The organism is Nioella ostreopsis (assembly GCF_004000255.1).
GTDB classification, from domain to species: Bacteria; Pseudomonadota; Alphaproteobacteria; order Rhodobacterales; family Rhodobacteraceae; genus Nioella; species Nioella ostreopsis.
Genome location: NZ_RCIQ01000005.1, coordinates 20,708 through 46,607, shown reverse-complemented (window position 1 = coordinate 46,607; position 25,900 = coordinate 20,708). Strand labels below are relative to the sequence as shown.

The window sequence follows — 25,900 nt, the reverse complement described above, 5'->3', positions numbered from 1 at the left end:
ATTATTCTTCACCATCGGGCGCAGGCCCCGCAATTGTACAAAGGGAAGCAGGACAATGCTGAAAGAGTTCAAGGATTTCATTGCCCGCGGTAATGTCATGGACATGGCCGTCGGGATCATCGTGGGCGCGGCCTTTACCGCCATCGTCAAATCGCTGGTCGATGACCTGATCCAGCCGTTTATCGGACTGTTCACCGGCGGCATCGACTTTTCGAACCTTTTCTACACCATGGGCGGCGGCGATTACGCCACGCTGGAGGCCGCGCGCGAGGCGGGTGCCGCGACCTTTGCCTACGGGTCATTCGTGATGGCGATCATCAATTTCCTGATTATCGCGTTTGTCGTGTTCATGCTGGTGCGCACGATCAACAAGATCAAGGAAGCTGCGGAACGCAAGGAAGCCGAAGCCGCACCTGAGCCTGCCGCCGATCCCGGCCCGAGCGAGCTGGATATCCTCATCGAGATCCGCGACTCGCTGAAAGCCCGCGAGGGTTAAACCCCAAGCGCCTGCAGGGCAAAGAGCGCGGCAAGTCCAGTGCCAATCGTGGCAATGGCGTTCTTGGTCCAGTAGCCCACGGCGAGCGCAAGAATGGCGGCGGTCAGGCGGGCAGGGTCCGTCTGGCCGCCGGTTGCGTTTGGCCACAGCACCATGGGCGTGACCAGTGCAGGCAGGATCGCCACGGCGGTATAGCGCAGGTGGCGCAGCAGCCAGTCGGGCAGATCCCGGTCGCCCAGAAGGCCAAGGAAGGAAAACCGGATCGTGAAGGTGCCCACACCGAGCGCCACGATGATCGTCCAGATGGTGGCGTCGCTCCAGCCGGTCATTTCGCCATCCTCCGTTCCAGTTCGGCGCCCACGATCATGCCGCCCGCGCCTGCCAGCAGGATCCATAGGCTGTAAGGCACCCCTTGCAGCAGGATCGCCAGGATGATCGCGGTGACGGCAGCGGCCACATGCGGCAGGGTGCGCAGGGCCGGGGCGAAGAAGGACATGAAGGCCACCGGCACGGCGAAGTCGATGGACAGCCCGGCAGGGATCGAGGCCCCAAGTACCGCGCCGATCCAGGTGGCCACGTACCACGGAAAGCAGATCACCGTGGCGGTGCCCATGTAGAAGCCCACCTTCTCGGACAGGGCCAGGGCGGGCTTGGCCTCGTATTCCATATGCGACAGCGCATAGGTGCCATCGACGTTGAAATAGGCGATGAGGATACGCTGCCAGCCCGGCGCGGGGCCCAGATGCGGGGCGAGGCTGGCGGCATACATCGCCATCCGCAGGTTCACGGCCAGGGCCGAGGCCAGAACGATCAGCGTGGGTGCCTGTTCCTGCATCAGCTGCACGGCGGTAAACTGCGCCGCGCCCGCGATGATGACCACGGAAAAGCCCATGACCTGGGCGAGGTTCAGACCGGCCTCCGTGCCGACGACGCCGAACAGCATCCCGAACGGGGCCACGACCAGCAGGAAGGGCAGGGCCGCGCGGATGCCGCGCCAATAAGCAGTGGTGGAGCTTGCCATGAGAGCGCCTTAGAGTAGAGCTTTACACCGCCATTAGCCGGGTCGGAGAGAAGAAGCAAATGATGGTCCGTGATCCTGACCTATTCCGCAGCATGACGTCCGTGGGGCAGCCATGAAACAGCCCGTCGGTGTGATCCTGGCGGGCGGGCAAGCGACTCGCATGGGTGGCGGCGACAAGGGGCGGTTGCTGCTTGGCGGACGGTCGCTCATGTCCCGCGTGATCGAGCGGATCGAACCTCAGGTTGCGGCCCTTGCGCTGAACGCGAATGGCGATCTGTCACGCTTCGCCGACCTCGGCCTTCCCGTGTTGCCCGATCCGGTCGCGGGTTTCCCCGGCCCCCTTGCCGGTGTGCTGGCGGGGATGGACTGGGCGGCGTCTGAGGGCGCCGATCACGTGGTCACCGTCGCCGCCGACACCCCCTTCCTGCCCGAAGACCTCGTGCCGCGCCTGTTGCTGGCCGCCGAAGGAGGCGCGCCCATTGCGCTGGCCAGCAGTGTTGTCGAGGGGCGGGAAATGCGCCACCCCACCTTCGGCCTGTGGTCGGTCGGTTTGCGGGAGGCCTTGCAGGCGGCGTTGGACAGAGGCGAACGCAAGGTCGGGCTATGGGCGGAACTACAGGGGGCCGTGCTGGCGCGGTTCCTATCCGGCCCCGTGGACCCGTTCTTCAACATCAACACGCCGGAGGATTTGGCTCGTGCGGAGGAACGGGTGGAGCGGTGAGCAACCTCAAATGGGTGACAGAAACCTGTCAAATCCACCTCGGTTCTGCCGGGGGGTTTTGTCCCGGCTAACAGCTTGATGTCAGGTTGGGTAGATGGTCTTGCCGAAAACGACCGATTTTCACTCGGCAGTTTTGGCATGGAGTTTTTGTCCACGCTTAGAAGGAACCGAGTATCTTTGTTATTGCATCGACCAGCTTCTGGGTGGTCGAGGAGAATGTGTTCCAATCCACTCTCTTGAGACGAGCAAGCAGTCCGGACGAAATTTCTGACGGAACGGTCTGAGGCGGAATGTGTTCATGTTCGTCAAGAATGGCTAGGAAAGCATCAATGAAAGCTCGTGCAGACCGGATTTCCGCTGTCGGCCTCTCATTTTTCTTCCGAATGTCTTCGGATAGCTCCTCAAGAAGTCTCTTGAGCTCGCGGAGGCGGTCGAAGAAGTCGTTAGCTTGGGTTGCCCGTCCCGAGTTGCCTGATGCGGCGATCTTTAGCGTGAATTGCCATGCGAGTGCAGCGTCAGGGCGTAGTTCTTCGCTGGTCAATGCTCTTTTGGCCAACATGGAATATCCGTTGGCGGCGAGATAGTCGGCCATGGCGATGTCAAACTCTTCACGTGGTAGGCTAGGAAATTGGTAGTTGCGAAATACCCACCAAAGGTTTTCGAATGGCAAAGTGGCGGCCTGTTTCCAGGAACTACACTCTACCTCGACAGCAAGCACGGCACCTCCATGCTCCAAATGAATATCAACATCGAACGATTTCATTGTGACAGGTTTAGCAGAGCCGACAAGCAACTCAACCAGTTGCAGTGTGTCCGATTCAACGGCATGGAAAAGGCTTGAAGGCCAAAACCCATACCTTTCTGTCACCGGCGAAAACGACCGTTTTTACTGTTCCCCCCCACCAGTAGTGATCTGGCTATCAGAATCACCCAATACCCCAAATCAATCAAACGTCCCCGTCACCCGGCCGAGCAGCATGAAGGCGCGGGCGGTGCGGGTTTCGGACATCTGGGCGATCTCTTCGTCCGTGGCGTTCTGTTCGAAGTCCACCAGCGTGCGGTCGAACTGGCGCAGGAAGTGGTGGACCGCGTCGCGGAAGACAGGGTCCTGCTTCATCCGGCCCGCTGACAGTGCCAGCGAGGACCGGTCGCGGATGCCGCCAAGGGCAGCCACCGCCTTGCCGCGATCGCCCTTGGCAAAGCGCCGCCACATCTCGGGCTTGGCGCGGTCGGGGCGCAGGTCGTCCATGTAGATGCCGTCCTGGCTGAGCAGCGTCAGCGCGTCCTGGCTGGCGCGGATCAGCTTCTTGGTGGACGGATCCTGCAAGGCCCGGCGCAGGGTGCGGAAGCCTTCCTTGTCATGCTCGTTTTCAGGGAAGTTCAGCGCCTTGATGAAATCGGCGATGGAGATTGGATCGTCCAAAGCCTCTGCCGGGGTGCCGAAACCAAAGCTTGGCTGCGGGGTGTCTGGCTGCGGCGTCGGGTGGGCCACCGCGGCGCGGTCTTCGGCGGGTTCTGCCGGTCTGCGCAGACTGGTGAAGGTGGCCTGGACGGGTTCTGCGCTGCGCTGCGCCTCGACGATTTCGGTCAGTTTGGCGACAAGGGCGGGCTTGATCTCGACCGCGTGCCGCTGCTGCTGCGCCACATAGGCGGCGCGCATCGCGTCTATGGCGCTTTGCATCCGGGCCGATTCCTCCCGCATGATCTTGGCGGTCTTGGCGGCGGATGCCGCGACCCAGATCAATGCGATCGGCATGAAGATCGCCATCATCAGCATGGTGACTTCCAGGGGCGAGCCGCCAAGCCCCGCGAAGGCCGACAGGTCGGTGCCGTAGAAGAACCACGCCACGCCAGCGAGCCAAAGCGCCGACAGGATCAGCGCCATGATCTCGACGGTCGTGATCCGAGGGGTCACGCGTTCCTGTGAGTAAATGCCCAGGTCCAATGAGGTCGGGTGCTTATCGTCTGCCATACCACCAAGTTCCGCGTAGAGGCAGCGCGATGATACTAGATATAGGAGATCTTGACGATCTCGTAATCCTTGCTGCCGCCCGGCGTCTTCACTTCGACACTGTCACCTTCCTCTTTCCCGATCAAGGCGCGGGCGAGGGGGGAATTGATGTTGAGCAGGCCTTTTTCGATATTCGCCTCTGCTTCGCCCACGATCTGGTATTTTTTCTCTTCCTCGGTGTCTTCGTCGACGAGTTCCACGGTCGCGCCGAACTTGATGGCACCGGACAGGGATTTCGGGTCGATGACCTGCGCAAGGCTGATCAGGCCTTCCAGTTCCTTGATGCGGCCTTCGATGAAGGACTGCTTTTCGCGGGCCGAGTGATATTCCGCATTCTCCGACAGGTCCCCGTGTTCGCGCGCCTCGGAGATGGCGGCGATAATGGCAGGCCGCTCGACCGTCTTGAGCGTCTTCAGTTCGGCGTCGAGAGCTGCATAGCCCTTGGGGGTCATCGGAAATTTGTCCATCGGATGTACGCTACTGTCCCTGTGTTATGCGGCGTCTCAGGCATGAACGATATGAGGGCTGTGGGTGTAGTTCAACGGGATACTGGCAGAATCTTTGCAAGTTTCCGATTGAACCGGACCTGTCGGCGCTGCGGCACGGGGTGGCATGGCAAGAATGAACCCGACAGCACGCAGCCTCGACAGACAGATGGGGCGACAAAGAGGTTACAGATATGCGCATTTCATTTCTTCGGCTCTCCGTTCTGCTGATATCCCTTTTCTGCAGCCAAGCGGTCATGGCGCAAAGCTTTTCGCTTCATGCCCGTGTCACAATGGCCCCGGTTGTCACCGGGCCAAGCGGCTATTTCGCAGCACTGACATCGGGCGCGCCATTGCAGTTCGAACTGGTCGATCTGAGCAACGGCATGGTGGCCCTTCGCGACCCGGCAACCGGGCACTACGCGCGCACCGGGAACACGCAATACGAATACCTCGACTTTGGCAATGGCGGGCTGACTGCGCATGCGATGTTCGAGATCACCCGGTCAGGTGCGGACATCCTGCTGCGCTCGGTCGCGAACGGTCGCTATATCGGTTTCAACATGGGCAGCGGGCGGTTGCGCGCTGCCCATGATGCCAATGACCCCGCCGCCGTCTGGCGCATGCAAGAGATTGAGGCCGCGGCCCCGCGCCATGTCGGCACCTGGGCCCTGCACGCGGCTCGGGATGCGCAGGGTCAATGGGTGTCGCCCGTTGCGAACGGTCGTGCGACGTTTGAGATTCACCTGACAGATTGGGGTGCGGCGTCGGTCTTCCACGCCTGTGGCGGGCTGACCAGTCTCAGCTATCGCGTGTCTGGAGACAGCTTGCGCTTTGGCGATCTGCCCGGCGGGCTGTATCCCTGCGACGCGGCAAGTGACGCCATGATTGATGCGGTCTACAACGCACAGCGTTTCGCGTTCGACGAGGTCGGCCAGCTACGGCTGTCGGATGCGAATGGCAGGCTGCTGGCCCTGTTCGGCAGGAATTGACAACAGGCGGGCGGTCAACCGCCGCCCGCAACCCCTATCTCCACCGTGCCGCTTACGGACACGCCAGGAGTCGGGCGTGGCTCCGGGTGGGTCGGGCTGCCATCGACGCCGCAGGCGGCCAGCAGGGCCGTGATCATCAGGACGGGGATCAGGCGGGTCATGCGAGGGTTTCCTTCCAACGGGTGATTTGCGCGCGTACCTGAGCGGGCGCCGTGCCACCATAGGACATTCTGGAGGCAACGGAATTGTGCACGCCCAGAACTTGATACACATCGGCGGTGATCTGCCCATTGACGGAGTGCATGTCGTCAAGGCTGAGGTCCGGCAGGTCGCAGCCCTTGTCCTCAGCCAGCTTCACAAGCGCACCGGTCACATGGTGGGCATCGCGGAACGGCATGTCGAGCACGCGCACCAGCCAGTCGGCAAGGTCGGTCGCGGTGGAAAAGCCGCTGCCTGCCGCCGCTTCCAGATTGGCCACGTTCGCGGTCATGTCGCGCACCATGCCTTCCATCGCGGCGAGGGCCAGCGCCAGGTTGTCGGCGGCATCGAAGACCTGTTCCTTGTCTTCCTGCATGTCCTTGGAATAGGCCAGCGGCAGGCCCTTCATGACGGTCAGCAGCGCCACGTTCGCCCCCAGGATCCGCCCGATCTTGGCGCGGATCAGCTCGGCCGCGTCCGGGTTCTTCTTCTGCGGCATGATAGAGGACCCGGTGGAAAACCGGTCGCTGAGCGTCACGAAGCGGAACTGAGCGGACGACCAGATCACCAGCTCCTCGGCAAACCGGGAGAGGTGCATGGCGCAGATCGTGGCGGTCGACAGATACTCAAGTGCGAAATCCCGATCGGACACGGCGTCGAGCGAGTTCGCAGAAGGCCGGTCGAAGCCGAGCGCCGTCGCCGTGGCATGCCGGTCGATGGGGAACGACGTGCCCGCCAGCGCCGCGGCACCAAGGGGGCATTCGTTCATCCGCTTGCGGGCGTCTTCAAAACGAGAGCGATCCCGCGCGAACATCTCCACATAAGCCATCATGTGATGGCCCCAGGTAACGGGCTGCGCGGTTTGCAGATGGGTGAAGCCCGGCATGACCCAGTCGGCCCCGGCCTCGGCCTGCCCAATCAGCGCCTGCATCAGCGCGGTCAGACCCGCGATGGCGGCATCCATCTGCTCACGCACCCAGAGTTTGAAGTCGGTCGCCACCTGATCATTCCGGCTGCGCGCCGTGTGCAGGCGGCCTGCCGGTTCACCCACAATCTCTTTCAGGCGCGATTCCACGTTCATGTGGATGTCTTCAAGCGCGGTGGAAAACTGGAACGTTCCGCCCTCGATCTCTGACAAGACCGTGAGCAGCCCTTCCCGGATGGCTTCCGCATCACTATCAGTGAGGATACCCTGAGCCGCCAACATGGCCGCATGAGCCCGAGACCCGTCGATGTCCTGTTTTGCCAGTCGCTTGTCGAACCCGATCGAGGCGTTGATCGCCTCCATGATCGCGTCCGGTCCAGCGGCAAAGCGGCCGCCCCACATTGCGTTCGAGCTCTTGTTCGACATGGATCCGTATAACCCCGGAGGAAAGTGAATGTTCCGTCTAGTCCGACTTGCCCCGCTCTACATGGCCTTGTGTCTGGGTGCAAATGCCGTTGCAGCCGACGGGGTGGAGGATCTGCTGGCTGGAGATATGCGCGCCATGGTGCTGCATGAGGAGCCGCAGGAAGTGCCCGTGGTCAGCTTTACGGATGTGGAGGGGACCGACATGACGCTAGCGGGTTTCGAAGGCCGCTTTGTTCTGCTGAACTTCTGGGCGACGTGGTGCGCGCCGTGTCGGGAGGAGATGCCGTCGCTTAATGCCCTGCAACAGCTATTGGGGGGCGAGGATTTTGCCGTCGTGACGATTGCCTCCGGGCGCAATCCGATCCCGGCGATCACCCGGTTTTTCGAGGAAGAAGGCGTGACCGACCTGCCCGTCTATCTCGATCCGCGCCAGACCATGTCGCGGCAGATGGGGGTGCTTGGCCTGCCGATCACGGTGTTGCTGAACCCCGAGGGGCAGGAAATCGGCCGCCTGCGTGGCGATGCGGATTGGGCCAGCGACGAGGCGATTGCACTGCTCACAGCCCTGATGTCTGACGAAAACGGCTGATCGGGGCGCGGGGAAGGGCTTTGGAAAGCCCTTGAAAGCGCCTTCGAAGGCGCTTGGCACGGCGCTTCGAAGCGCCGTTGTTGCGCTAGATGTCCGCGTTGCGTGCCAGCTCCGCCACACGCGCATGGCACGGGCAGGTCACCAAGTGGTCATTCACCATCCCGACCGCCTGCATGAAGGCATAGACGATGGTCGGCCCGCAGAACTTGAACCCGGCCTTCTTCAGGTCTTTTGACAGCCGCTCCGAAGTCGGGGTCGAGGCCGGGACCTGGTTCATCGCCGTCCAGCGGTTCTGAATGGGCGATCCGCCCACATAGCTCCAGAGATAGTCCGAAAACCCCTGCTCGGCTTCGATCCGCTGCCACGCCCGCGCGTTCCCGATGGTCGCCTCGATCTTGCCGCGATGGCGAATGATGCCCGTGTCCTGCAACAGCCGCTCAACCTCTGGCTCCCCCCATTGTGCGATCACATGCGGGTCGAATCCGGCAAAGGCTGCGCGGAAATTCTCACGCTTTCGCAGGATGGTGATCCAGGCCAGCCCGGCTTGAAACCCGTCGAGAATCAGTTTCTCGAACAGGGCCCGGCTGTCCCATTCCGGCACGCCCCATTCCTCGTCATGATAGGCAACGTATTGTGGGTCGGTTCCGGGCCAGGTGCAGCGGGTGTCTGTCATCCTCTTGTCCTCCATGGGAAAAATGCGATGCATCGGCTTTTCCCCAAATTAGAACAAAATGAGAAAATTCACCATGGCTTAACTGTTGCGGCCGCATGGTGGCGCGGTCTGTTGAAGGAGGCTGCCATGCGGGGGCGCAAGCGTAGGAAGCTCGTCGATGCGGGTCAGGAAAGCCCATTGGATTTCGCGGTGCAAAGCCGGGACCGGAACACCATGACCATGGTGCGCGAAGCGCTGGACAGGGGCGATGCGGTGCTGGCATATCAGCCTGTCGTGCAGGCCGCCAACCCGCAGAATGTGGCCTTCTACGAGGGGTTGATTCGAATCTTAGATGAAACCGGCCGGGTCATTCCCGCCAAGGAGTTCATGGGGGCAGTCGAAACCCAGGAACTGGGGCGGGAAATTGACTGTGCCGCGCTGCGTGCGGGTCTTCGCGCATTGCGGCAGACGCCGTCACTGCGTCTGTCGATCAACATGTCTGCCCGGTCCATCGGCTATCCAAAATGGAAACAGATCCTCAATCGCGGGCTGTCCCAAGACCCCAAGATCGCGGAACGTCTGATTCTGGAGATCACGGAAAGCTCCGCCATGCAGATGCCGGAACTGGTGACCACCTTCATGTCGGACCTGCAGGACAAGGGTATTGCCTTCGCGCTGGACGATTTCGGCGCGGGCTACACTGCGTTCCGATATCTGCGGGAGTTCTATTTCGACATCGTCAAGATCGACGGCCAGTTCGTGCGAAACGTCCACTCCGATCCCAACAATCAGGTTCTGATGGAAGCGCTGATTTCCATCGCTACCCATTTCGACATGTTCACCGTAGCGGAAACGGTCGAGAACGGGGCCGAGGCCGGGTGGCTGGCGCAGTCCGGAATCGACTGTCTTCAGGGATATTTCTTCGGGGCGCCGAGCCTGACGCCGCCCTGGCTGGCGGACAAGGCGGCCACCGGCACCTGACCCCTCGTCAGCACAATCACCGATTGATCTGCACTGCAGCATGAGACACCGTGTCAGTTGTGACGTATACAAAGGGACACTATGACCCTGCGTAACCGCAACCTTTCCGTCGCGCCGAGTCGGGCCCGCCCGTCCGGATGACTCGAAGAAATCGAAAAGGGATCTGACATGACCAATGTTGTCATCGCCTCCGCCGCCCGGACTGCCGTCGGCAGCTTCCTCGGCTCCTACGCCAACACGCCTGCCCATGACCTCGGAACCGTTGTTCTCAACGCTCTGGTCGAGCGTGCGGGCGTGGACAAATCCGAGATATCGGAAACCATCCTTGGCCAGGTGCTGACCGCAGGGCAGGGCCAGAACCCCGCCCGACAGGCTCATATCAACGCCGGTTTCCCGCAGGAAAGCGCAGCCTGGGGTATCAACCAGGTCTGTGGTTCGGGCCTGCGGGCCGTGGCATTGGCAGCGCAGCATATCATGTTGGGCGACGCGTCCATCGTGGCCGCTGGCGGTCAGGAAAACATGTCGCTCTCGCCCCATTGCGCCGCACTGCGGCAGGGCCAGAAGATGGGCGACATGAAATATATTGACACCATGATCCGTGACGGTCTGTGGGATGCGTTCAACGGCTATCACATGGGCCAAACTGCTGAAAACGTGGCCGAGCAGTGGCAGATCAGCCGCGAGATGCAGGACGAATTCGCCGTCGCCAGCCAGAACAAGGCCGAAGCGGCCCAGAAGGCTGGTCGGTTTGCTGATGAAATCACCCCGGTCACGATCAAGACCCGCAAGGGCGACATCATCGTTGACGCAGATGAATACATTCGCCACGGCGCGACCATGGAGGCCATGCAGAAACTGCGCCCGGCCTTCGCCAAAGATGGGTCGGTGACCGCCGCCAACGCCTCTGGCCTGAACGATGGGGCTGCCGGTGCGCTGCTGATGTCGGCCGATGAGGCCGAGAAGCGCGGCATCGAACCGCTTGCGCGTATCGCCTCCTACGCCACCGCCGGGCTCGACCCGCGCATCATGGGTGTGGGCCCGATCTACGCGTCCCGCAAGGCGCTCGACAAGGCGGGCTGGAAGGTCGAGGATCTGGACCTCGTGGAAGCCAACGAAGCCTTTGCCGCACAGGCCTGCGCCGTGAACAAGGACATGGGCTGGGATCCGGCGATCGTAAACGTGAACGGCGGCGCCATCGCCATCGGTCACCCGATCGGTGCCTCCGGTGCCCGCGTTCTGAACACGCTGCTCTTTGAAATGCAGCGCCGCAATGCCAAGAAGGGCCTCGCGACGCTGTGCATCGGCGGCGGCATGGGCGTGGCGCTTTGCGTCGAGCGTCCGTAAGCGCGCGCGCCCCTGGCCAATGAAAAGCATAACAGGGCGCCCCAAAAGGCGCCCTTTTTCTTCAGGGATCTTCGCAGCTGTGGTACGTCATGCGCGAAACAATATTGCGCACGCCGCAGCAAATGAATAACAGAGTTACCAACCGAACACACCAGATTGGAGAAGACCATGGCAAAAGTTGCACTCGTCACCGGCGGAACCCGCGGCATCGGTGAAGCCATTTCCAAGGCGCTCAAGGCCGAAGGCTACGAGGTCGCCGCCACCTATGCCGGCAATGACGAAAAGGCCGCCGCCTTTACCGCCGAAACCGGCATCAAGACCTACAAATGGGACGTGGCCGACTACGATTCGTCCGCAGCCGGCATCGCCCAGGTCGAAGCGGACCTTGGCCCCGTCGACGTTGTCGTCGCAAATGCGGGCATCACCTGGGACGGGTTCTTCCACAAGATGACGCCGGAACAGTGGAACAAGGTCGTTGCGACGAACCTGACCGGCGTGTTCAACACCGTGCGTCCGGTTTGGCCCGGCATGCGGGAACGGAAGTTCGGCCGCGTGATCGTGATCAGCTCGGTCAACGGGCAGAAGGGGCAGGCCGGTCAGGTCAACTACGCCGCGACCAAGGCCGGTGATATCGGCATCGTGCGTTCGCTGGCACAGGAAGGCGCGCGCGCTGGCATCACCGCGAACGCAGTGTGCCCCGGCTATATCGGCACCGAAATGGTCCGCGCGATCCCCGAGGAAGTGCTGAACAAGAACATCATCCCGCAGATCCCCGCCGGCCGTCTGGGTGAGCCCGAAGAGATCGCGCGTTGCGTTGTGTTCCTTGCCTCTGACGACGCAAGCTTCATCAACGGCTCGACCATCTCGGCCAACGGGGCACAGTTCTTCAGCTAAGCTTCGCAGCCTTGCAAATCAGGCCCTTGCCCTTCCGGGTGGGGGCCTTTTCATTTGGGAATGACCGTTGAATGGCCCCGATGATGCCGAAGAGCAGGCGACGGCCCCCGGTCAGTCACGCGTGGCTCAGATCAATCTCATATGCTGGGAGGCAAAACACGCACGCCCTATCGCGAGGGTCGGGTGTTCTTTCGGGCGGCGGATGTGCCGGGCTGACGCCGCACATCCGCTTTGGTCTTGGGATCAGGCGTCGAGGCGCGCGATCTCTTCCTTGAGGCGGAGCTTCTGCTTTTTCAGCTCCTGGATGTCGATGTCGCTTGTGCCGGGGCTTCGTTGGTATTCTTCGACTTTTCGTGAGAGGGTCTCGTGTTTCTTCTTAAGTTCCTGAAGATGAGCGCCTACCGACATTCAATGTCCTCCTCTCTGATGTGTAACACTTGCATGACAAGCCAATCACAGGTCGCGATTCATGTCACGCAAAGCCTGTATGAAATTGTCTGAAATTCGCGGTGATCCGCCGATCAGCGCCACTCAAGGGGGGTGGCATCGCGCAGGATCGCACGGGCCAGCGGGGTGAAATCGTCCCCATCCGTGCTATGGCTCGATCCCGCATGCAGGATCAGCGGTGGCAGCAGGACAAAGGGCGCGCGCCCTCCCTTGCGGGCTTTCACCAGCATCCGACCTGCAGGGCGGCCTTCGCGCGCAGCGAGGGGGCGCAGGTTGACCGATCCAAGGCGGGGGGCAATGGCGTTAATCACCTCCGGCAGCCGGTCAGCGGCCTGGATCATCGTCAGCCAACCCTTGGGGGCCAGCCTGCGGGCCGCGACCTCGACCCACCTTTCAAGCGGGGTTTCTTCGCGCAGGGCCGCCTCGCGTCCCGCATCTCGGGCAGAGGTGCCACCCCCGGCAGGGTAGTAGGGCGGGTTGGCGATGACGTGGTCAAAGCTGTCCTGCCGCAGATCAGCGGGCAGGTCTGTCAGATCGGCAGTCACGATACGCGCCTCAGGCCCCAGATTGCGACGCGCGAGTTCGGCGTATTCCGATTGCCGTTCCACGCCGGTCAATCGCAGGTCAGGAATGCGCGCGGACAGGCAGAGAGAGGCAACACCCGCCCCGCATCCCAGTTCAAGAACCGACTGCCCCGGCGTAGCTTCAACGGCTGCGGCCAGCAGCACGGGGTCGGTTGCGGCGCGATAGCCGTGGCGCGGCTGCCATGCGGAAACGCGCCCGCCCAGAAAGGCATCATGGGTCAGCTCCGCCTCGGCGAACCGCATTCAGTCGCGCCCGGTCGGGATGCCATTGTCTAGGATCACACGCTCGGCGGCGATCAGATCCTCGTCGCGCACCATCATCCGGCGCGGCAATACGCCGATGGAGCCTTCCAGCACGCTCATATGGACGTCCATAACGAACACCTCTATATCCTCGCCCGACAGAAGTGCCGAGGCAAAGGCGATGACGGTCGGATCGGTGCTGCGAAGAAGTTCTTTCATGGTAGGGCAAATAAGCCTACGACGCCCCAATGTCGAGAGAAGGAAGACCTCCGGATGACCCTCGCTGACGCTGCCACAAAACCGCATGACCGTTTGCGCGAGTACCTGGCCGAGGATATGGCGGCGGTGAATGCCCTGATCCGCACCCGGATGGCATCGGACCACGCCCCGCGCATTCCCGAAGTGACGCAGCATCTGGTTGAGGCAGGTGGCAAGCGCATCCGGCCCCTGATGACGCTCGCGGCGGCGCGGCTTTGCGGTTACGACGGCACGGATCACCGGAAGCTGGCGGCGACGGTGGAATTCATCCATACCGCGACGCTGCTGCATGATGATGTGGTCGACGAAAGCGAACAGCGGCGTGGGCGGCCCACGGCCAACCTGCTGTGGGACAACAAATCCTCCGTTTTGGTGGGCGATTACCTGTTTTCCCGGTCCTTCCAGTTGATGGTGGAATGCGGGTCTTTGCGGGTGCTGGACATTCTCGCAAACGCGTCGGCCACGATTGCCGAGGGCGAAGTGCTGCAAATGACTGCCGCGCAGAATCTATCCACCGGGGAAGACACCTACCGGCTGGTGGTCAAGGGTAAGACGGCAGCCTTGTTCGAGGCGGCCACCGAGGTGGGCGGCGTCGTGGCAGGGGCGCCTGACTCGCAGGTTTCGGCTCTGGCGCGCTATGGCGATGCGCTCGGGATGAGCTTTCAGATCGTCGATGACCTGCTCGACTTCGGCGGCACATCCGGCGCACTTGGCAAGAATATCGGTGACGATTTCCGCGAACGGAAACTGACGCTGCCGATGATCAAGGCGATTGCCAAGGCCGACGCGGAAGAACGTGCCTTCTGGCAGCGGACGATCGAGAAGGGCCGGCAGCAAGAAGGCGATCTTGATGCTGCTTTGACCCTGCTGCGCAAACACGGCGCGCTTGAGGAAACCCGAGTGGAGGCCCTGCGCTATCGGGATCAGGCCAAAGCCGCCATCGCCGACCTGCCCCCACACCCGCTGCGCGACATGCTGGCCGATCTGGCCGATTTCGTGGTCGAACGGGTGAGCTGAGCGCTTTCAGCCCGTCTGTAGCGTGGTATCCTGCACCCACCAACCGGGCTGAGCCTCGCGGATTTTCCGGGCGGCCTCGATTGCCAGAGCCTTTGTTTCGAACACCCCGAAACAGGTTGCGCCAGAGCCGCTCATCCTTGCCAGCGCGGCATCTGAGGAACGCAGGGCGCGCAATACTTGCCCGATTGCCGGTGCAAGCCTCAATGCAGGGGCTTCGAGGTCGTTTCTTTGCCGGGCCAGCCAGGCGATGAAGCTGTCGAACCCGTTCCATTTCGGAGGCTCCAAGGCGGGGTTCTCTTTGCTTGCGAGCCCCTGGAATACCGGCCCGGTCGGCACGGACACGCGCGGGTTCACCAGCACGGCAAAGAGCGGTGGCAAAGCCGGAACCGGGGACAGGGCTTCGCCAATCCCGGTCATGTGCTGCGGCGCAGGGGACAGGCAGACCGGCACATCGGCCCCGAGGGACAGAGCCGACGCCTCGTCCGGCAACGGGCAGTCCCAAAGCCGTGACAGACCGCGCAGAGCGGCAGCAGCATCCGCCGAGCCCCCTCCGATCCCGGCCGCGTGGGGCAGGTGCTTTTCCAGCGTGATCGCTGCACCGGTTGCCCCATCCATCACCATGGCGGCCTGAAGGATCAGATTGTCCGGCCCGGTGGGAACACCGTCAGCCAAGGGCCCGGTGACCTTCAGCGACAGGTCCGGGGCAGGCGAGAATGTCAGGCGATCCCCGAAATCGGCAAAGACCACCAGAGAGTCGAGCAGGTGGTAGCCATCCGCCCTTTGTCCGGTCACATGCAGGGCGAGGTTGATTTTTGCCGGCGCCAGTTCACGGATCACTGATCGGTTCCGGCCTCTCGCGCCAGAACCGCGTCCAGCCCCAGATCCAGTTTCAGCCGGATGCGGTCGGCCTCTTCCGGCTCAGGGTCGAAGGACAGGGCGCGGCTCCACTGGAACTCCGCCTCGCGGAAGCGTCCAACCATCCAGTAGACATCCCCCAGATGGTCGTTGACGATCGGATCGTTCGGCAGCAGCTCCACGGCGCGTTCCATGGGGGCCACCGCCTCCTCGAACCGGCCAAGACGGTAGAAGACCCAGCCAAGCGAGTCGACAATATAGCCGCTGTCAGGTCGCGCTGCGACGGCCCGCTCGATCATGTTGAGCGCTTCATCGAGATTGCGGTTCTGTTCAACCAGGGAGTAGCCCAGATAATTCAGCACATTCGGCTGTTCCGGCGACAATTCCAGCGCGGCACGGAAATCGGCCTCCGCCTCGTCCCACATATCGCTGCGTTCATAGCTTATCGCACGGGCATAAAGCAGGAACCAATAGCGCTGCTGGTCAAGCTCCACCAGATTGACGGCGTCGCTATAGGCGTCGATCGCTTCCTCGAACCGTTCCTCGCGCCGCAGCGCATCGCCAAGTGCGGTGTGGACGGCGGCCAGGTTGTCATAGTCGCGCGCCAGGGCGTGCAGAACCTCGATGGCGGCATCCTCGCGCCCTTGCTGGAACAGCGCCTCTGACCGGCCCATCTCGGCCTGCACGAAGAGCGGGCTTTCGCGCGGCACCATTTCATAGCTGTCTTCGGCCATTTCATATTGTTCCGCTTCCGACAGAATGTCGGCAGCCAGAATTGCCGAGTGGATATGGCTGGAATCGACCGCATGCGCGGCGCGGGCATAGATCAGGGGCAGGGTAGTCCCGGCCTCGGTGCCGAGGGCGCGGGCAAGAGAGAAAAAGACCTCTGCCATGCCTTCCTCGGGTGTGATGATGAAATCATAGGGGCGGGTTGGGTCGGCTTCGATCTCGTCGCGCAGAACGAACAGGGTCTCGTCGGCGTTCTGGCTGAGTGCAAGGTTCAGCAGTTGCAGCGCATCCTCGGTCCGGTCCAGCTGCACGAGGATCTGCGCATGGGCCTGAACGCTTCGGGTGCTGAACTGAAGGGGACCGTAGACCTCGCCGGACAGGATCGCATCCGCCCCCTCGAAATCCCCGACAGAGGCCCGTGCAAGCGCGTATTGATAGGGAACCAGTCCTGCCACGGGGCTGTTGCTGTCGATAATGGCTTCAAAGGTCGCACTCGCTTGGCTCATGTCGCCCTCTGCAAGATAGAGCCACGCCTCCAGAAGCGGATCGACCAGGGGACCGGCCCCTGTCATCTCGACGGCGGCGGCGCTGGCCCCGGCCAGATCCCCGGCACGGATTCGCGCCACCTGCTCGATGAGGTTCGCGAAATCCCGGTCGAACGAGTCCTCGTGAACCCTGTTTGCGTAAGATGCGGCCTGATCCCAGTCTCCGATCGCGGCAAGCGCCAGCATGGCATCGGCTAGAATAGCCTGGTTCTCCGGGTCGGCGCGCAACACGCGCTGGAACTGGATGGCGGCTTCCCGGTGGTCTCCTGACAGGGCCGCGCTGCGGGCAGCTAGATAGGCACCGGCCAGCCCTGGTTCCAGAGCCACGGAATTCTGCGCCATAGCGGGGGCGGACAGGCCAAGGCCGATGATCAGCGCCAGGCGGGGAAGGGCTTGCATCTAAGTCTCCTGCTCATTCTTTGTCAGAGATTAGGCACCCCCGCCCCGGGACGCAATGCGGGGCTTGGGCTGTCCGGCCCGTTTTCGCCCCCGCTGAGGAAGATGTGATCTTGCCGAATGGCCATCGGGTGCCGGATCGCGATTTCGGACGTATCCAAACGCGTTCCCGGACGCATTTCGCGGAAAGGAGGGGCATTTCGGATCGCAGGCCGCCACTGGGCGTGCGGCAAATGATCCGAGAAAGGAACACCCAATGAGAGTTGATCTGAAACCCATCCTGACGGCAGTGGCGATCCTTGCGGGACTGGCGGTGCCACGTCCGCTCGTGGCAACGGAAACGACGGCCCGCCCGGTTCTGGGACTGGTCGAGATTGCGCGGGTCCATACGGGCACGCTGTTGCAGTTGCGCGGCATGGCGGGGCGGGGGCAGGCCACCCTGCGACTGCCGGAGCACGGGCTTTGCGTCACCATCCCGTTGCGCTTTGCCGCCGGGGATTTCGGCGGGCGCGAACCGGCGGGTCCCTTGAGAGGGCCAGTTCGGTTGGCGCTACATGACCCGGCGATGATACGGGCCATGGTCAACGGGCAGGATATTATCAGCGACATGTTCGAAGTTGGCATGGGGGCCAGCAGCGATGTCGATATCCGCATCCTCTCGGGCATCGAGGAGAGCTTTGGTTTCGTCCTGAACCCCGGCCTGAACATCTGGGCCGAGATCTTTGGCCCTCGCCCTGTTCCCTCCAGTTGCGGGCCGCTGGACCGGCTGGAGGATCAGGTCTTGAGCGACGCCCTATAGGCCGAAGGCGTGGTGCCGGTGAGCCTGCGAAACTCCGCGTTGAAGCTGGATTTGCTGATGAAACCGCAATCCAGCATCACCTCGGTTACGGGCAGGTCACCGGTTTCCAGCAGATGCTGTGCATGGCGGATGCGAAAGCCGTTGATATGGCGCGACACGTTCTGCCCCGTCACCCGGTTGACCGCGCCCGACACATCGCGGGCGGGGCTGCCAAGGCGGCGCGCGATCCGGGCCAGCGTCAGATTGCTGTCACGGTAAAGGCCGGTGTCGGTCAGCATGGCATCAAGCCGGGCGATCAGGGCCCGTTCCTCATCGGTGGCGGGAAGGCTGTCCGCCCGGTCGGCCGAAGGTGCGCGCGTGCTGTTCAGCACCAGGGGAATCGCCGCCATCAGCGCCAGAAAGACAAAGGCCGCCAAGGCACCCGATGCGCCGGACAGAACCTGTGCCACCCGTGCATCACCCATGGTCAGCGCTGCAAGCGTGATCAGCCCGTCGGCCAATATGGCGAGCCCAAGCAGCATGACGACCGCGATCAGCGCCGCCCTGACCAGCGGGACAGAAGCGGCAGGGACATGGGCAAACTGATCCGCGTCATAGCGCAGGAACCGCACCATCAGCACAAGGTAGGTGCAGGCATAGCCAAGGATCACCAGATCAGGGGCATAGGGCAGGGGCAGCAGTATGACGATCATCGCAAGGAACAGCGAACCGCCATGCAGTGCCGCGGCGCGATGTCCCCCATCATCGTCCTGCATCAGGGCGCGAAAGCCCAGATAGGCCGTGGGTCCAAGCAGAATGGCCACGAAGGGCTGAACCCGCGCTGCCCCGGTCCAGCCGAAATGCAGCCTCAGGCCGATCAATAGTCCCACCACGGCCAGGGCCGCCAGAAAACCGAGGAACCCGGCGCGAGCCTGTTTGGGCAACCCGTTTGCATGGATCAGTGCCGCCGCCACGATCAGCGCCAAAACAGAGATCAACCAGCTTATCGGTATCGAGAACATCCCGCGCGCCTCGCCGTGAAAGAAAAGCGGCCCCGAAGGGCCGCGTTCCTCGTATCACATGCTCGTATCACATGTTGGGGTAGTTCGGCCCGTCGCCGCCCTGCGGCGTGACCCAGTTGATGTTCTGGCTGGGGTCCTTGATATCGCAGGTCTTGCAATGCACGCAGTTCTGGAAGTTGATCACGAACTCCGGCTTGCCGTCCTTTTCCACCACCTCGTAGACACCTGCCGGGCAATAGCGCTGCGCCGGTTCCGCGTATTTCGGCAGGTTGACGGAAATCGGCACCGACGCATCTTTCAGATGCAGGTGCGCCGGCTGGCTTTCCTCGTGATTGGTCATCGAGAAGCTGACATTGGTCAGCCGGTCGAAGCTGATCTTTCCATCGGGGCGCGGGTAGTCGATGACCTTGTGCTTGCTGGCTTCCTCAGTCGCGGCGGCGTCGGTCTTGCCGTGCTTGAGCGTGCCGAAGAAGGAGAAACCAAAGAGGTTGTTGGTCCACATATCCAGCCCGCCAAAGACGAGCGAGGCGGTGAGACCCCATTTCGACCACATCGGCTTGACGTTGCGCACGCGCTTTAGGTCCTTGCCGATGGCGCCAGTGCGCACCTCGGTCTCGTAGCTGGTCAGTTCGTCGCTGCTGCGGCCCGCGCTGATCGCCTCATAGGCGGCTTCCGCCGCTGCCTTGCCAGAGAGCATGGCGTTGTGGTTGCCCTTGATGCGCGGCACGTTGACCATGCCGACGGAACAGCCAAGCAGAGCGCCGCCGGGGAAGACCATCTTCGGCATCGACTGATAGCCGCCTTCCGAGATCGCCCGCGCGCCATAGGCGATGCGCTTGCCGCCTTCCAGCAGCTCGGCGACCATCGGGTGATGCTTGAACCGCTGGAATTCCATGTAAGGAAAGAGGTGCGGGTTCTTGTAGTTCAGATGCACCACGAAACCCACATAGACCTGATTGTTTTCGAGGTGGTAGATGAACGATCCGCCCCCCGCGTTCGATCCAAGCGGCCAGCCCATGGTGTGGGTCACGGTGCCCTCACGGTGTTTCGCGGGGTCGATCTCCCAGATCTCTTTCATGCCGATGCCGAATTTCTGCGGCTCGTGCCCATGGGACAGGTCGTATTTCGCGATGACCTCCTTGGCGAGCGACCCGCGCACGCCTTCGGACAGGAACACGTACTTGCCGTGCAGCTCCATCCCCGGTTCGGTGTTCTCACCGATGGTGCCGTCAGCCTCCAGCCCGAAGACACCGGCCACGACGCCTTTGACTTCGCCATTGTCGCCATAGACCAGTTCGGAGCAAGCCATGCCGGGGAAGATCTCGACGCCCATTTCCTCGGCCTGTTCGGCCATCCAGCGGCAGACATTGCCCATGGAGACGATGTAATTGCCATGGTTGTTCATGAGCGGCGGCATCGGGAAGTTCGGAACCCGCATCTGGCCCGCCGGTCCTAGCACGTAGAAGTTGTCCGACGTGACCGGGGTGTTCAGCGGCGCGCCCTTTTCCTTCCAGTCGGGGATAAGAGCGTCCAGCCCGCAGGGGTCCAGAACTGCGCCCGACAGGATATGCGCGCCCACTTCGGAGCCCTTTTCCAACACCACGACACTGAGGTCGGCATCGAGTTGCTTCAGACGGATCGCAGCTGACAGGCCAGCCGGCCCCGCCCCCACGATGACAACGTCATATTCCATCGACTCGCGTTCGATTTCGGACATTCCTGAATTCCCTCTGGTTCGACGCCCCCAAGCGCCAAGAATTTCGGTTCGCGATGGGGTAACGCGGCCCGCCTGCCGCGTCAATTGCGACGCAACATCACTTTGCCTATTGGTGTCGCAGGCTAACTATATTTCGTCGCCCTCTGGCTGCTTTCATCACATAAGGACATCGCCATGACCCCCACACGCCTCTTGTTCCTTGCCCTTGCGATTCTCGGGACCGTGCTGCCGATGCGGTATTTCCTAGCTTGGTTTGGAGAGAACGGATTTTCCATCATGGGCATGGTCGATGCCTGGCACGTAAATGCCGCGACATCGGGTCTGGTCTGGGATCTGACCATTGCCGCGCTGGCGCTGACACTCTGGGTTCTGATCGAGACGGTGCAGCAGCGGAACTGGTGGGGTCTTGTCGCAATCCCGGCCACGTTCTGCATCGGGGTCAGCTGTGGCTTGCCGCTGTACCTGGCCTTGCGTCGCTGACCCCGGATCGAGGTTGCTGCGCGCCGCAAGCGTCTTCCTGGCCGACGCACTGAAGACGCCCCGATCGGACTGCACGCCCGGCCCATCACATGCGAGCCGGGAAAAGGCGCTTCGAAGCGCCTTCCCCGCGCGTCATTCAAAGCGTCAGGATCGTCGATCCGGTGGTCCTGCGCGCCTCCAATGTGCGATGCGCCTCGCCCACATCTTCCAGTGGGAAGCGTTGATCGATGCGGAGTTTCACATCGCCCGCGACGACCTTCTCGAACAGCTCGCGTGCCATCTGCTGGCAGGTCGGCCCGTCCGCGATATGGGTGAACAGGGTCGGGCGGGTGATCTTGAGCGATCCTTTCTGCCCGAGGATGCCAACGGAAAAGGGCGGCACCGGGCCAGACGCATTGCCGAACGAGATCATCATCCCGAGCGGGCGCAAGCTGTCGAGAGAGCCCTCGAACGTATCCGCCCCCACGGCGTCCATCACCACATCGACGCCCGCCCCGCCGGTCAGGTCCTTGACCCGGGCGACCCAGTCCTCGGTGCGGTAGTTGATGCACTCCGATGCGCCATGATCCAGCGCCAGCTGGCACTTTTCATCCGTTCCGGCGGTGCCAATCAGCCGGATGCCCTCGGACCGCGCCCATTGGCAGGCGATCAGGCCCACGCCCCCGGCCGCTGCATGGAACAGAACCGTGTCACCCGGCAGGATCGGCGTGGTGCGGCGGAACAGGTAGTTTACCGTCATCCCCTTCAGCATCATGGCCGCGCCTTCCTCGAAGGAGATCGCGTCGGGCAGCGGGCAGACCTGCGCAGCGGGCATCACGCGCGCCTCGCAATAGGCACCCGGCGGTGTGGCGGCATAGGCGGCGCGGTCGCCCGCTTTCAGATGGGTCACGCCGTCGCCCACGGCCTCGATCACGCCTGCCCCTTCCATGCCAAGCACATGGGGCAGGGTCATCGGATAGAGCCCGGTGCGCTGGTAGACGTCGATGAAGTTCAGCCCCACGGCCTTGTGGCGGATCAGCACCTCGCCCGGTCCGGGCTGGCCAAGCTCCTGCTCGACAAGCTTGAATTGCTCGGGTCCGCCATGTTCCTCGATCACCATTGCCTTGACGGTCATCGCTATTCCCTCCCGCGTATGAGACATCGTTGCGACAAGAGCTAGGCGCGTCGCCGGGACAAGTCGAGTAGCTCTTTGAATTATCGCTGCACAATGCTAGGGCGCGGGCGCAGATCGCAGCAAGGCCGGACCCAATGGACCATTTCCTCTACCGCAACGGCATCCTTCATGCCGAAGACGTGCCCCTGCCCGAGATTGCGGCAGCTGTCGGCACGCCCTTCTATGTCTACTCCACTGCCACGCTGACGCGCCATTACCAGTTGTTCAAGGACGCGCTCGATGGCGTGCCGAACATGGTCTGCTACGCGATGAAGGCCAATTCCAATCAGTCGGTGCTGAAGGTTCTGGCGGATCTGGGCGCCGGTATGGATGTGGTCTCGGGCGGCGAATACGCGCGGGCGAAGGCCGCAGGCGTGCCGGGGGATCGGATTGTCTTTTCCGGCGTCGGCAAGACGCGCGAAGAAATCCGCGCGGCGCTGGAAGGCGGCATTCGACAGTTCAATATCGAGAGCGAACCCGAGATGCTGGTGATCTCGGAGATCGCCAGTTCCATGGGTGTCACCGCCCCTGTCACGATCCGCGTGAACCCGGACGTCGATGCGCGGACCCATGAAAAGATCGCCACCGGAAAGTCCGAGAACAAGTTCGGCATCCCCATTGCCCGCGCCCGAGAGGTCTATGCGCTGGCGGCCAGCCTGCCGGGGCTGGAGGTGATCGGGATCGACGTCCATATCGGCAGCCAGCTGGTGGAGCTGGAGCCGTTCGAGATGGCTTATCGGAAAGTGGCCGAGCTGACCCGCGTGTTGCGCGCGGACGGGCACGACATCCGGCGGCTGGATCTGGGGGGCGGGCTTGGCATTCCCTATACCCGCTCCAACGAGGCCCCGCCGCTGCCGCTGGACTACGGCGCGCTGATCAAGCGCAGTGTCGAGGGGCTGGATGTCGAGGTCGAGATCGAACCGGGCCGCCTGATTGCCGGGAATGCCGGGCTGCTGGTGACCTCCGTCATCTACCTGAAGGAAGGCGAGGGCCGGAATTTCCTGATCGTCGATGCGGCGATGAACGACCTGATCCGCCCATCCATGTATGCGGCCTATCACGATATCGACCCGGTGGTTGAACCCGCACCGGGCACGGAACGCCAGCCGTTCGATATTGTCGGTCCGGTCTGCGAAAGCGGCGATACCTTCGCCAAGGGGCGTGAGATGACGCCACTGATCGCGGGCGATCTGATGGCTTTCCGGTCCGCAGGGGCCTATGGCGCGGTCATGTCGTCGGAATACAACACGCGGGCCCTGATCCCAGAGGTTTTGGTGAAGGATGATCAATTCGCCGTCATCCGGGCGCGTCCGACGTTTGACGAGATGATAAATCGCGATATCGTTCCAGAGTGGCTCTAGGCTGCTCTGGCCCCTTCCCGGGGCGTAACCCGCGAAAGGTCGCATGACCGAAAGAACCCCCATCACGCAGGCGACGATGGCGCGCCTGAGCTGGCCCTTAAGGCTGACGCGGCTTGGCATGGGCGCGGAACGCTTCGTGCGGGCGTTCTGGCCGGTGTGGACGATTCTGCTGGCTGTTGTGGCGGTGCTTGCCTTCGGAGCGGCGGATATGCTGCCACCGGCGTGGCTGATCGGCGGCTTGTTGCTGATCGGTGTGGCGCTGATGTGGATGCTGGTCAGGGGGTTGCGCAGCTTTCGACTACCCTCTCGTGTCGAGGCGATGGACCGGCTGGATCAGACCATGCCGGGGCGGCCGCTGACGGCTCTTGTCGACCATGCGGCGATCGGATCAAGCGATGCGCAGTCCATGGCCGTGTGGCAGGCGCACCAGCGGCGCATGGCCGAACGGGCCGCCAATGCCCGCGCACCAGAGCCGGACCTGCACCTGAATGACCGCGACCCTTATGGCCTGCGCTTCATGGCGGCGACGGCGTTTGCAATGGCGCTGCTGTTCGGCACGCTCTGGCGGGTGGCGGATGTAGGCGATGCGATGGCGGGGGCCCCGCAACTGCCCGCGAGCGGTGGCCCAAGCTGGGAAGGCTGGGTCGAACCGCCGCTCTACACCGGGCTGCCGTCGCTCTACCTCAACGATATCGTGGCCGAGGAGTTCGAGGCGCCCATGGGGTCGCGCATCACGCTGCGGCTCTATGGTGATGCCGAACAGATCGGCATCAACCAGACCTTGCAGGTCGAGATTTCCCCACCCGATCCGGCCAGCCTGTCCCGGCAGATCATTGTCGAACAAAGCGGCGAGCTGTCCGTCGGCGGCCCCAACCCGCGCAGCTGGCAGATCGTGATGCTGGCCGACCGCGCGCCGACCGTACAATTGGCGGAGCCCGTCGAGGGCGTGCCGCCGGGGTCCTTCCAGATGACCTATTCGGCCGAGGATGACTATGGTGTGCGCGGCGGGCAGGCGATCCTGACGCTCTGGCCCGAGGCCGCGGACCGCCGCTACGGACTGACCGTAGACCCCGAACCGCGAGAGGCTCTGGTGCTGGACCTGCCCTTGCCCTTCCGGGGCGGGCGCGAGGAGTTCTCCGAGGCTTTGATAGAGGACCTTTCTCAGCATCCGTTCGCCAATCTTCCCGTTCGGCTGGAACTGAACGTGGAGGATGACGCGGGCCAGACCGGGCAAAGCGTGGTGGAACTGGACCGACTGCCGGGGCGCCGCTTCTTCGACCCGATCGCCAATGCGCTGATCGAAATGCGTCGCGATCTGCTGTGGTCGCGGGAAAACGCCCAAAGGGTGGCGCAACTTCTGCGGGCAATCACGCATCGGCCTGACGAGTTCTTCGACGATGAAGAGGTCTACCGTCAGGTTCGCTCCGTCATTCAGCGGCTGGAAGCGGCAGTAGACGGGATTTCCACCGAGACCCGCGACGAGGTTGCCCAGATTCTGTGGGACGCCGCCATTGCGCTGGAGGAAGGCGATCTTTCGGATGCGCTGGAACAGTTGCGCCGGGCACAGGACCGGCTTGCCGAGGCAATGCGGCAGGGGGCCAGCGACGAGGAAATCTCGCAGCTGATGCAGGAACTGCGCGACGCGATGCAAGAGTATATGCAGGAACTTGCCGACAACATGGAACCAAGCGACGGCACCGATCAGCCCGACCAGTCCGGCGAGACCATGGAAATGACCATGAACGATCTGGAAGAGATGATGCGCCGGATCGAGGAACTGATGCAGCAGGGCCGCATGGCCGAGGCGCAAGAGATGCTGGATGCGCTGCGCCAGATGATGGAAAACATGCAGATGACGCAGGGCGATGGCGACCCCAACGGCCCGCGCAGTCCCGGTCAGCAGGCAATGGAGGGCTTGCAGGACACGCTGCGCGGCCAGCAGGGGTTGGCAGACGAGGCGTTCCGCGATCTGCAGGAACGGTTCAATCCCAACAGCCAGCGTCCCGATCCGGGGGAGGAAGGGCAGGACGGGAACCAGCAAGGTGGCCAGCAGGGCGGCGAAAACGACGAGGGCAGCTTGGCCGAACGTCAGCGCCAGTTGCTGGAGCAGCTGCGCGAACAGGCCCAGAACCTGCCCGGACGCGGCACCGAAGATGGCGAAGAATCCCTGCAACAGCTCGAAGAGGCGGGTCGCGCCATGCGCGATGCCATCCAAGAACTGGAACGCGGTGACCTGGCCGAGGCGCTGGACAGCCAGTCCGAAGCGATGGAGGCCTTGCGCGAAGGTATGGAATCGCTCAGCGAAGCCCTGGCGGGGGATGAGGGCGACGATCCGGGGCAGGGGCAGGCCGATGGCAATATGCAGGCCAATCGTCCGCTGGAAGATCCGCTCGGGCGTCAGGCCGGCAACTCGGGCGCCTTCGGGTCGGATGAAAGCTTTGAACAGCGGGAAGAGGCCTTCCGCCGGGCCCGCGAGTTGCTGGACGAAATCCGCCGCCGGTCAGCGGAACAGGATCGCCCGGATGTGGAACTCGACTACCTGCGCCGCCTGCTGGATCGCTTCGCCGCGCAGTAGCGCAG

The 25,900-nt window shown here is 62.8% G+C and carries 28 protein-coding genes; 12 read left to right on the top strand and 16 right to left on the bottom strand.

All coding sequences use genetic code 11. From position 1 onward, the window contains the following. The first annotated feature begins 55 nt into the window (after positions 1 to 55). The gene (mscL, locus tag EP237_RS07000; protein WP_127559522.1) at positions 56 to 496 is read left to right on the top strand and encodes a large conductance mechanosensitive channel protein MscL; all 441 of its coding nucleotides are present in this window, start codon (positions 56 to 58) and stop codon (positions 494 to 496) included. On the opposite strand, the gene EP237_RS06995 is transcribed toward mscL, so the two are convergent. Together EP237_RS06995 and EP237_RS06990 are read right to left on the bottom strand one after the other, a co-directional pair. After that, positions 493 to 825, bottom strand: coding sequence for an AzlD domain-containing protein (locus EP237_RS06995; RefSeq protein WP_127559520.1), 333 nt, complete (start codon positions 823 to 825; stop codon positions 493 to 495). The two genes, mscL and EP237_RS06995, sit on opposite strands and share 4 nt — an antisense overlap. Then, entirely contained in the window at positions 822 to 1,517 is a 696-nt protein-coding gene (locus EP237_RS06990) for an AzlC family ABC transporter permease (RefSeq protein WP_127559518.1), read from the bottom strand. The genes EP237_RS06995 and EP237_RS06990 overlap by 4 nt, the downstream gene beginning before the upstream one ends. A 112-nt stretch (positions 1,518 to 1,629) precedes the next feature. Between EP237_RS06990 and mobA the strand changes: the two genes are divergently transcribed. Then, a complete protein-coding gene (gene mobA / locus EP237_RS06985; RefSeq protein ID WP_127559516.1) occupies positions 1,630 to 2,238 on the top strand; it encodes a molybdenum cofactor guanylyltransferase MobA in 609 nt (202 codons plus the stop codon). A 157-nt stretch (positions 2,239 to 2,395) separates the two neighbouring features. Here mobA and EP237_RS06980 read toward each other — a convergent pair whose 3' ends face one another. The 3 genes from EP237_RS06980 to greA form a co-directional block, all read right to left on the bottom strand. Then, positions 2,396 to 3,001, bottom strand: coding sequence for a hypothetical protein (locus EP237_RS06980; protein WP_127559514.1), 606 nt, complete (start codon positions 2,999 to 3,001; stop codon positions 2,396 to 2,398). Between the two features lie 180 nt (positions 3,002 to 3,181). Further along, positions 3,182 to 4,210, bottom strand: a complete 1,029-nt coding sequence (locus EP237_RS06975; protein WP_127559512.1) for a hypothetical protein — start codon at positions 4,208 to 4,210, stop codon at positions 3,182 to 3,184. Positions 4,211 to 4,245: 35 nt separating this feature from the next. Beyond that, positions 4,246 to 4,716 (bottom strand): transcription elongation factor GreA, encoded by a 471-nt coding sequence (gene greA, locus EP237_RS06970; RefSeq protein WP_127559510.1) that lies wholly within the window; start codon positions 4,714 to 4,716, stop codon positions 4,246 to 4,248. 311 nt (positions 4,717 to 5,027) lie between these two features. On the opposite strand from greA, the gene EP237_RS06965 reads away from it, so the two are divergent. Further along, positions 5,028 to 5,726 carry an META domain-containing protein gene (locus EP237_RS06965; RefSeq protein ID WP_127559508.1) on the top strand — a complete coding sequence of 233 codons (699 nt, stop codon included), beginning with the start codon at positions 5,028 to 5,030 and terminating at the stop codon, positions 5,724 to 5,726. Between the two features lie 14 nt (positions 5,727 to 5,740). Here the strand turns inward: EP237_RS06965 and EP237_RS06960 are convergent, their stop codons facing one another. Beyond that, a complete protein-coding gene (locus EP237_RS06960; RefSeq protein WP_127559506.1) occupies positions 5,741 to 5,887 on the bottom strand; it encodes an argininosuccinate lyase in 147 nt (48 codons plus the stop codon). Further along, positions 5,884 to 7,275 carry an argininosuccinate lyase gene (gene argH / locus EP237_RS06955; protein WP_127559504.1) on the bottom strand — a complete coding sequence of 464 codons (1,392 nt, stop codon included), beginning with the start codon at positions 7,273 to 7,275 and terminating at the stop codon, positions 5,884 to 5,886. Before argH ends, EP237_RS06960 begins: the two co-directional genes overlap by 4 nt. A gap of 28 nt (positions 7,276 to 7,303) precedes the next feature. Between argH and EP237_RS06950 the strand changes: the two genes are divergently transcribed. Beyond that, positions 7,304 to 7,864: a TlpA family protein disulfide reductase gene (locus EP237_RS06950; protein WP_127559502.1), complete on the top strand. Its 561-nt coding sequence runs from the start codon at positions 7,304 to 7,306 to the stop codon at positions 7,862 to 7,864. Between the two features lie 85 nt (positions 7,865 to 7,949). On the opposite strand, the gene EP237_RS06945 is transcribed toward EP237_RS06950, so the two are convergent. Beyond that, complete coding sequence (locus EP237_RS06945; protein ID WP_127559500.1) at positions 7,950 to 8,537, bottom strand: DNA-3-methyladenine glycosylase I; 588 nt, start codon at positions 8,535 to 8,537, stop codon at positions 7,950 to 7,952. A 126-nt stretch (positions 8,538 to 8,663) separates the two neighbouring features. On the opposite strand from EP237_RS06945, the gene EP237_RS06940 reads away from it, so the two are divergent. From EP237_RS06940 to phbB, 3 genes are all read left to right on the top strand, one after another. Continuing rightward, entirely contained in the window at positions 8,664 to 9,497 is an 834-nt protein-coding gene (locus tag EP237_RS06940) for an EAL domain-containing protein (protein ID WP_127559497.1), read from the top strand. Positions 9,498 to 9,665: 168 nt separating this feature from the next. Then, the gene (locus tag EP237_RS06935) at positions 9,666 to 10,841 is read left to right on the top strand and encodes an acetyl-CoA C-acetyltransferase (protein ID WP_127559496.1); all 1,176 of its coding nucleotides are present in this window, start codon (positions 9,666 to 9,668) and stop codon (positions 10,839 to 10,841) included. Between the two features lie 168 nt (positions 10,842 to 11,009). After that, positions 11,010 to 11,735, top strand: coding sequence for an acetoacetyl-CoA reductase (gene phbB / locus EP237_RS06930; protein ID WP_071689366.1), 726 nt, complete (start codon positions 11,010 to 11,012; stop codon positions 11,733 to 11,735). Positions 11,736 to 11,978: 243 nt separating this feature from the next. Here phbB and EP237_RS06925 read toward each other — a convergent pair whose 3' ends face one another. From EP237_RS06925 to EP237_RS06915, 3 genes are all read right to left on the bottom strand, one after another. Further along, on the bottom strand, positions 11,979 to 12,143 hold the full coding sequence (locus EP237_RS06925) for a YdcH family protein (protein ID WP_127559494.1): 165 nt from the start codon (positions 12,141 to 12,143) through the stop codon (positions 11,979 to 11,981). A gap of 113 nt (positions 12,144 to 12,256) precedes the next feature. Further along, entirely contained in the window at positions 12,257 to 13,009 is a 753-nt protein-coding gene (locus EP237_RS06920) for a tRNA1(Val) (adenine(37)-N6)-methyltransferase (protein WP_127559492.1), read from the bottom strand. Beyond that, on the bottom strand, positions 13,010 to 13,228 hold the full coding sequence (locus EP237_RS06915) for a putative signal transducing protein (protein ID WP_127559490.1): 219 nt from the start codon (positions 13,226 to 13,228) through the stop codon (positions 13,010 to 13,012). Between the two features lie 54 nt (positions 13,229 to 13,282). Between EP237_RS06915 and EP237_RS06910 the strand changes: the two genes are divergently transcribed. Beyond that, complete coding sequence (locus EP237_RS06910) at positions 13,283 to 14,284, top strand: polyprenyl synthetase family protein (protein ID WP_127559488.1); 1,002 nt, start codon at positions 13,283 to 13,285, stop codon at positions 14,282 to 14,284. Between the two features lie 6 nt (positions 14,285 to 14,290). On the opposite strand, the gene EP237_RS06905 is transcribed toward EP237_RS06910, so the two are convergent. Together EP237_RS06905 and EP237_RS06900 are read right to left on the bottom strand one after the other, a co-directional pair. After that, positions 14,291 to 15,121: a 4-(cytidine 5'-diphospho)-2-C-methyl-D-erythritol kinase gene (locus EP237_RS06905; RefSeq protein WP_127559486.1), complete on the bottom strand. Its 831-nt coding sequence runs from the start codon at positions 15,119 to 15,121 to the stop codon at positions 14,291 to 14,293. Beyond that, positions 15,118 to 16,812 carry a tetratricopeptide repeat protein gene (locus tag EP237_RS06900; RefSeq protein ID WP_127559484.1) on the bottom strand — a complete coding sequence of 565 codons (1,695 nt, stop codon included), beginning with the start codon at positions 16,810 to 16,812 and terminating at the stop codon, positions 15,118 to 15,120. Before EP237_RS06900 ends, EP237_RS06905 begins: the two co-directional genes overlap by 4 nt. Positions 16,813 to 17,065: 253 nt before the next feature. Between EP237_RS06900 and EP237_RS06895 the strand changes: the two genes are divergently transcribed. Then, on the top strand, positions 17,066 to 17,608 hold the full coding sequence (locus EP237_RS06895) for a hypothetical protein (protein WP_127559482.1): 543 nt from the start codon (positions 17,066 to 17,068) through the stop codon (positions 17,606 to 17,608). On the opposite strand, the gene EP237_RS06890 is transcribed toward EP237_RS06895, so the two are convergent. Together EP237_RS06890 and EP237_RS06885 are read right to left on the bottom strand one after the other, a co-directional pair. Next, positions 17,584 to 18,609 carry a helix-turn-helix domain-containing protein gene (locus tag EP237_RS06890; protein WP_127559480.1) on the bottom strand — a complete coding sequence of 342 codons (1,026 nt, stop codon included), beginning with the start codon at positions 18,607 to 18,609 and terminating at the stop codon, positions 17,584 to 17,586. The two genes, EP237_RS06895 and EP237_RS06890, sit on opposite strands and share 25 nt — an antisense overlap. A gap of 67 nt (positions 18,610 to 18,676) precedes the next feature. Then, on the bottom strand, positions 18,677 to 20,326 hold the full coding sequence (locus EP237_RS06885; RefSeq protein ID WP_127559478.1) for an electron transfer flavoprotein-ubiquinone oxidoreductase: 1,650 nt from the start codon (positions 20,324 to 20,326) through the stop codon (positions 18,677 to 18,679). Between the two features lie 174 nt (positions 20,327 to 20,500). On the opposite strand from EP237_RS06885, the gene EP237_RS06880 reads away from it, so the two are divergent. Then, the gene (locus EP237_RS06880; RefSeq protein WP_127559476.1) at positions 20,501 to 20,806 is read left to right on the top strand and encodes a DUF2834 domain-containing protein; all 306 of its coding nucleotides are present in this window, start codon (positions 20,501 to 20,503) and stop codon (positions 20,804 to 20,806) included. Positions 20,807 to 20,942: 136 nt separating this feature from the next. On the opposite strand, the gene EP237_RS06875 is transcribed toward EP237_RS06880, so the two are convergent. After that, positions 20,943 to 21,920: a quinone oxidoreductase family protein gene (locus tag EP237_RS06875; protein ID WP_420812509.1), complete on the bottom strand. Its 978-nt coding sequence runs from the start codon at positions 21,918 to 21,920 to the stop codon at positions 20,943 to 20,945. Between the two features lie 134 nt (positions 21,921 to 22,054). Between EP237_RS06875 and lysA the strand changes: the two genes are divergently transcribed. Together lysA and EP237_RS06865 are read left to right on the top strand one after the other, a co-directional pair. Then, entirely contained in the window at positions 22,055 to 23,320 is a 1,266-nt protein-coding gene (gene lysA / locus EP237_RS06870) for a diaminopimelate decarboxylase (RefSeq protein ID WP_127559474.1), read from the top strand. A gap of 43 nt (positions 23,321 to 23,363) precedes the next feature. Next, positions 23,364 to 25,895: a TIGR02302 family protein gene (locus EP237_RS06865; protein WP_127559472.1), complete on the top strand. Its 2,532-nt coding sequence runs from the start codon at positions 23,364 to 23,366 to the stop codon at positions 25,893 to 25,895. Positions 25,896 to 25,900 lie beyond the last annotated feature (5 nt).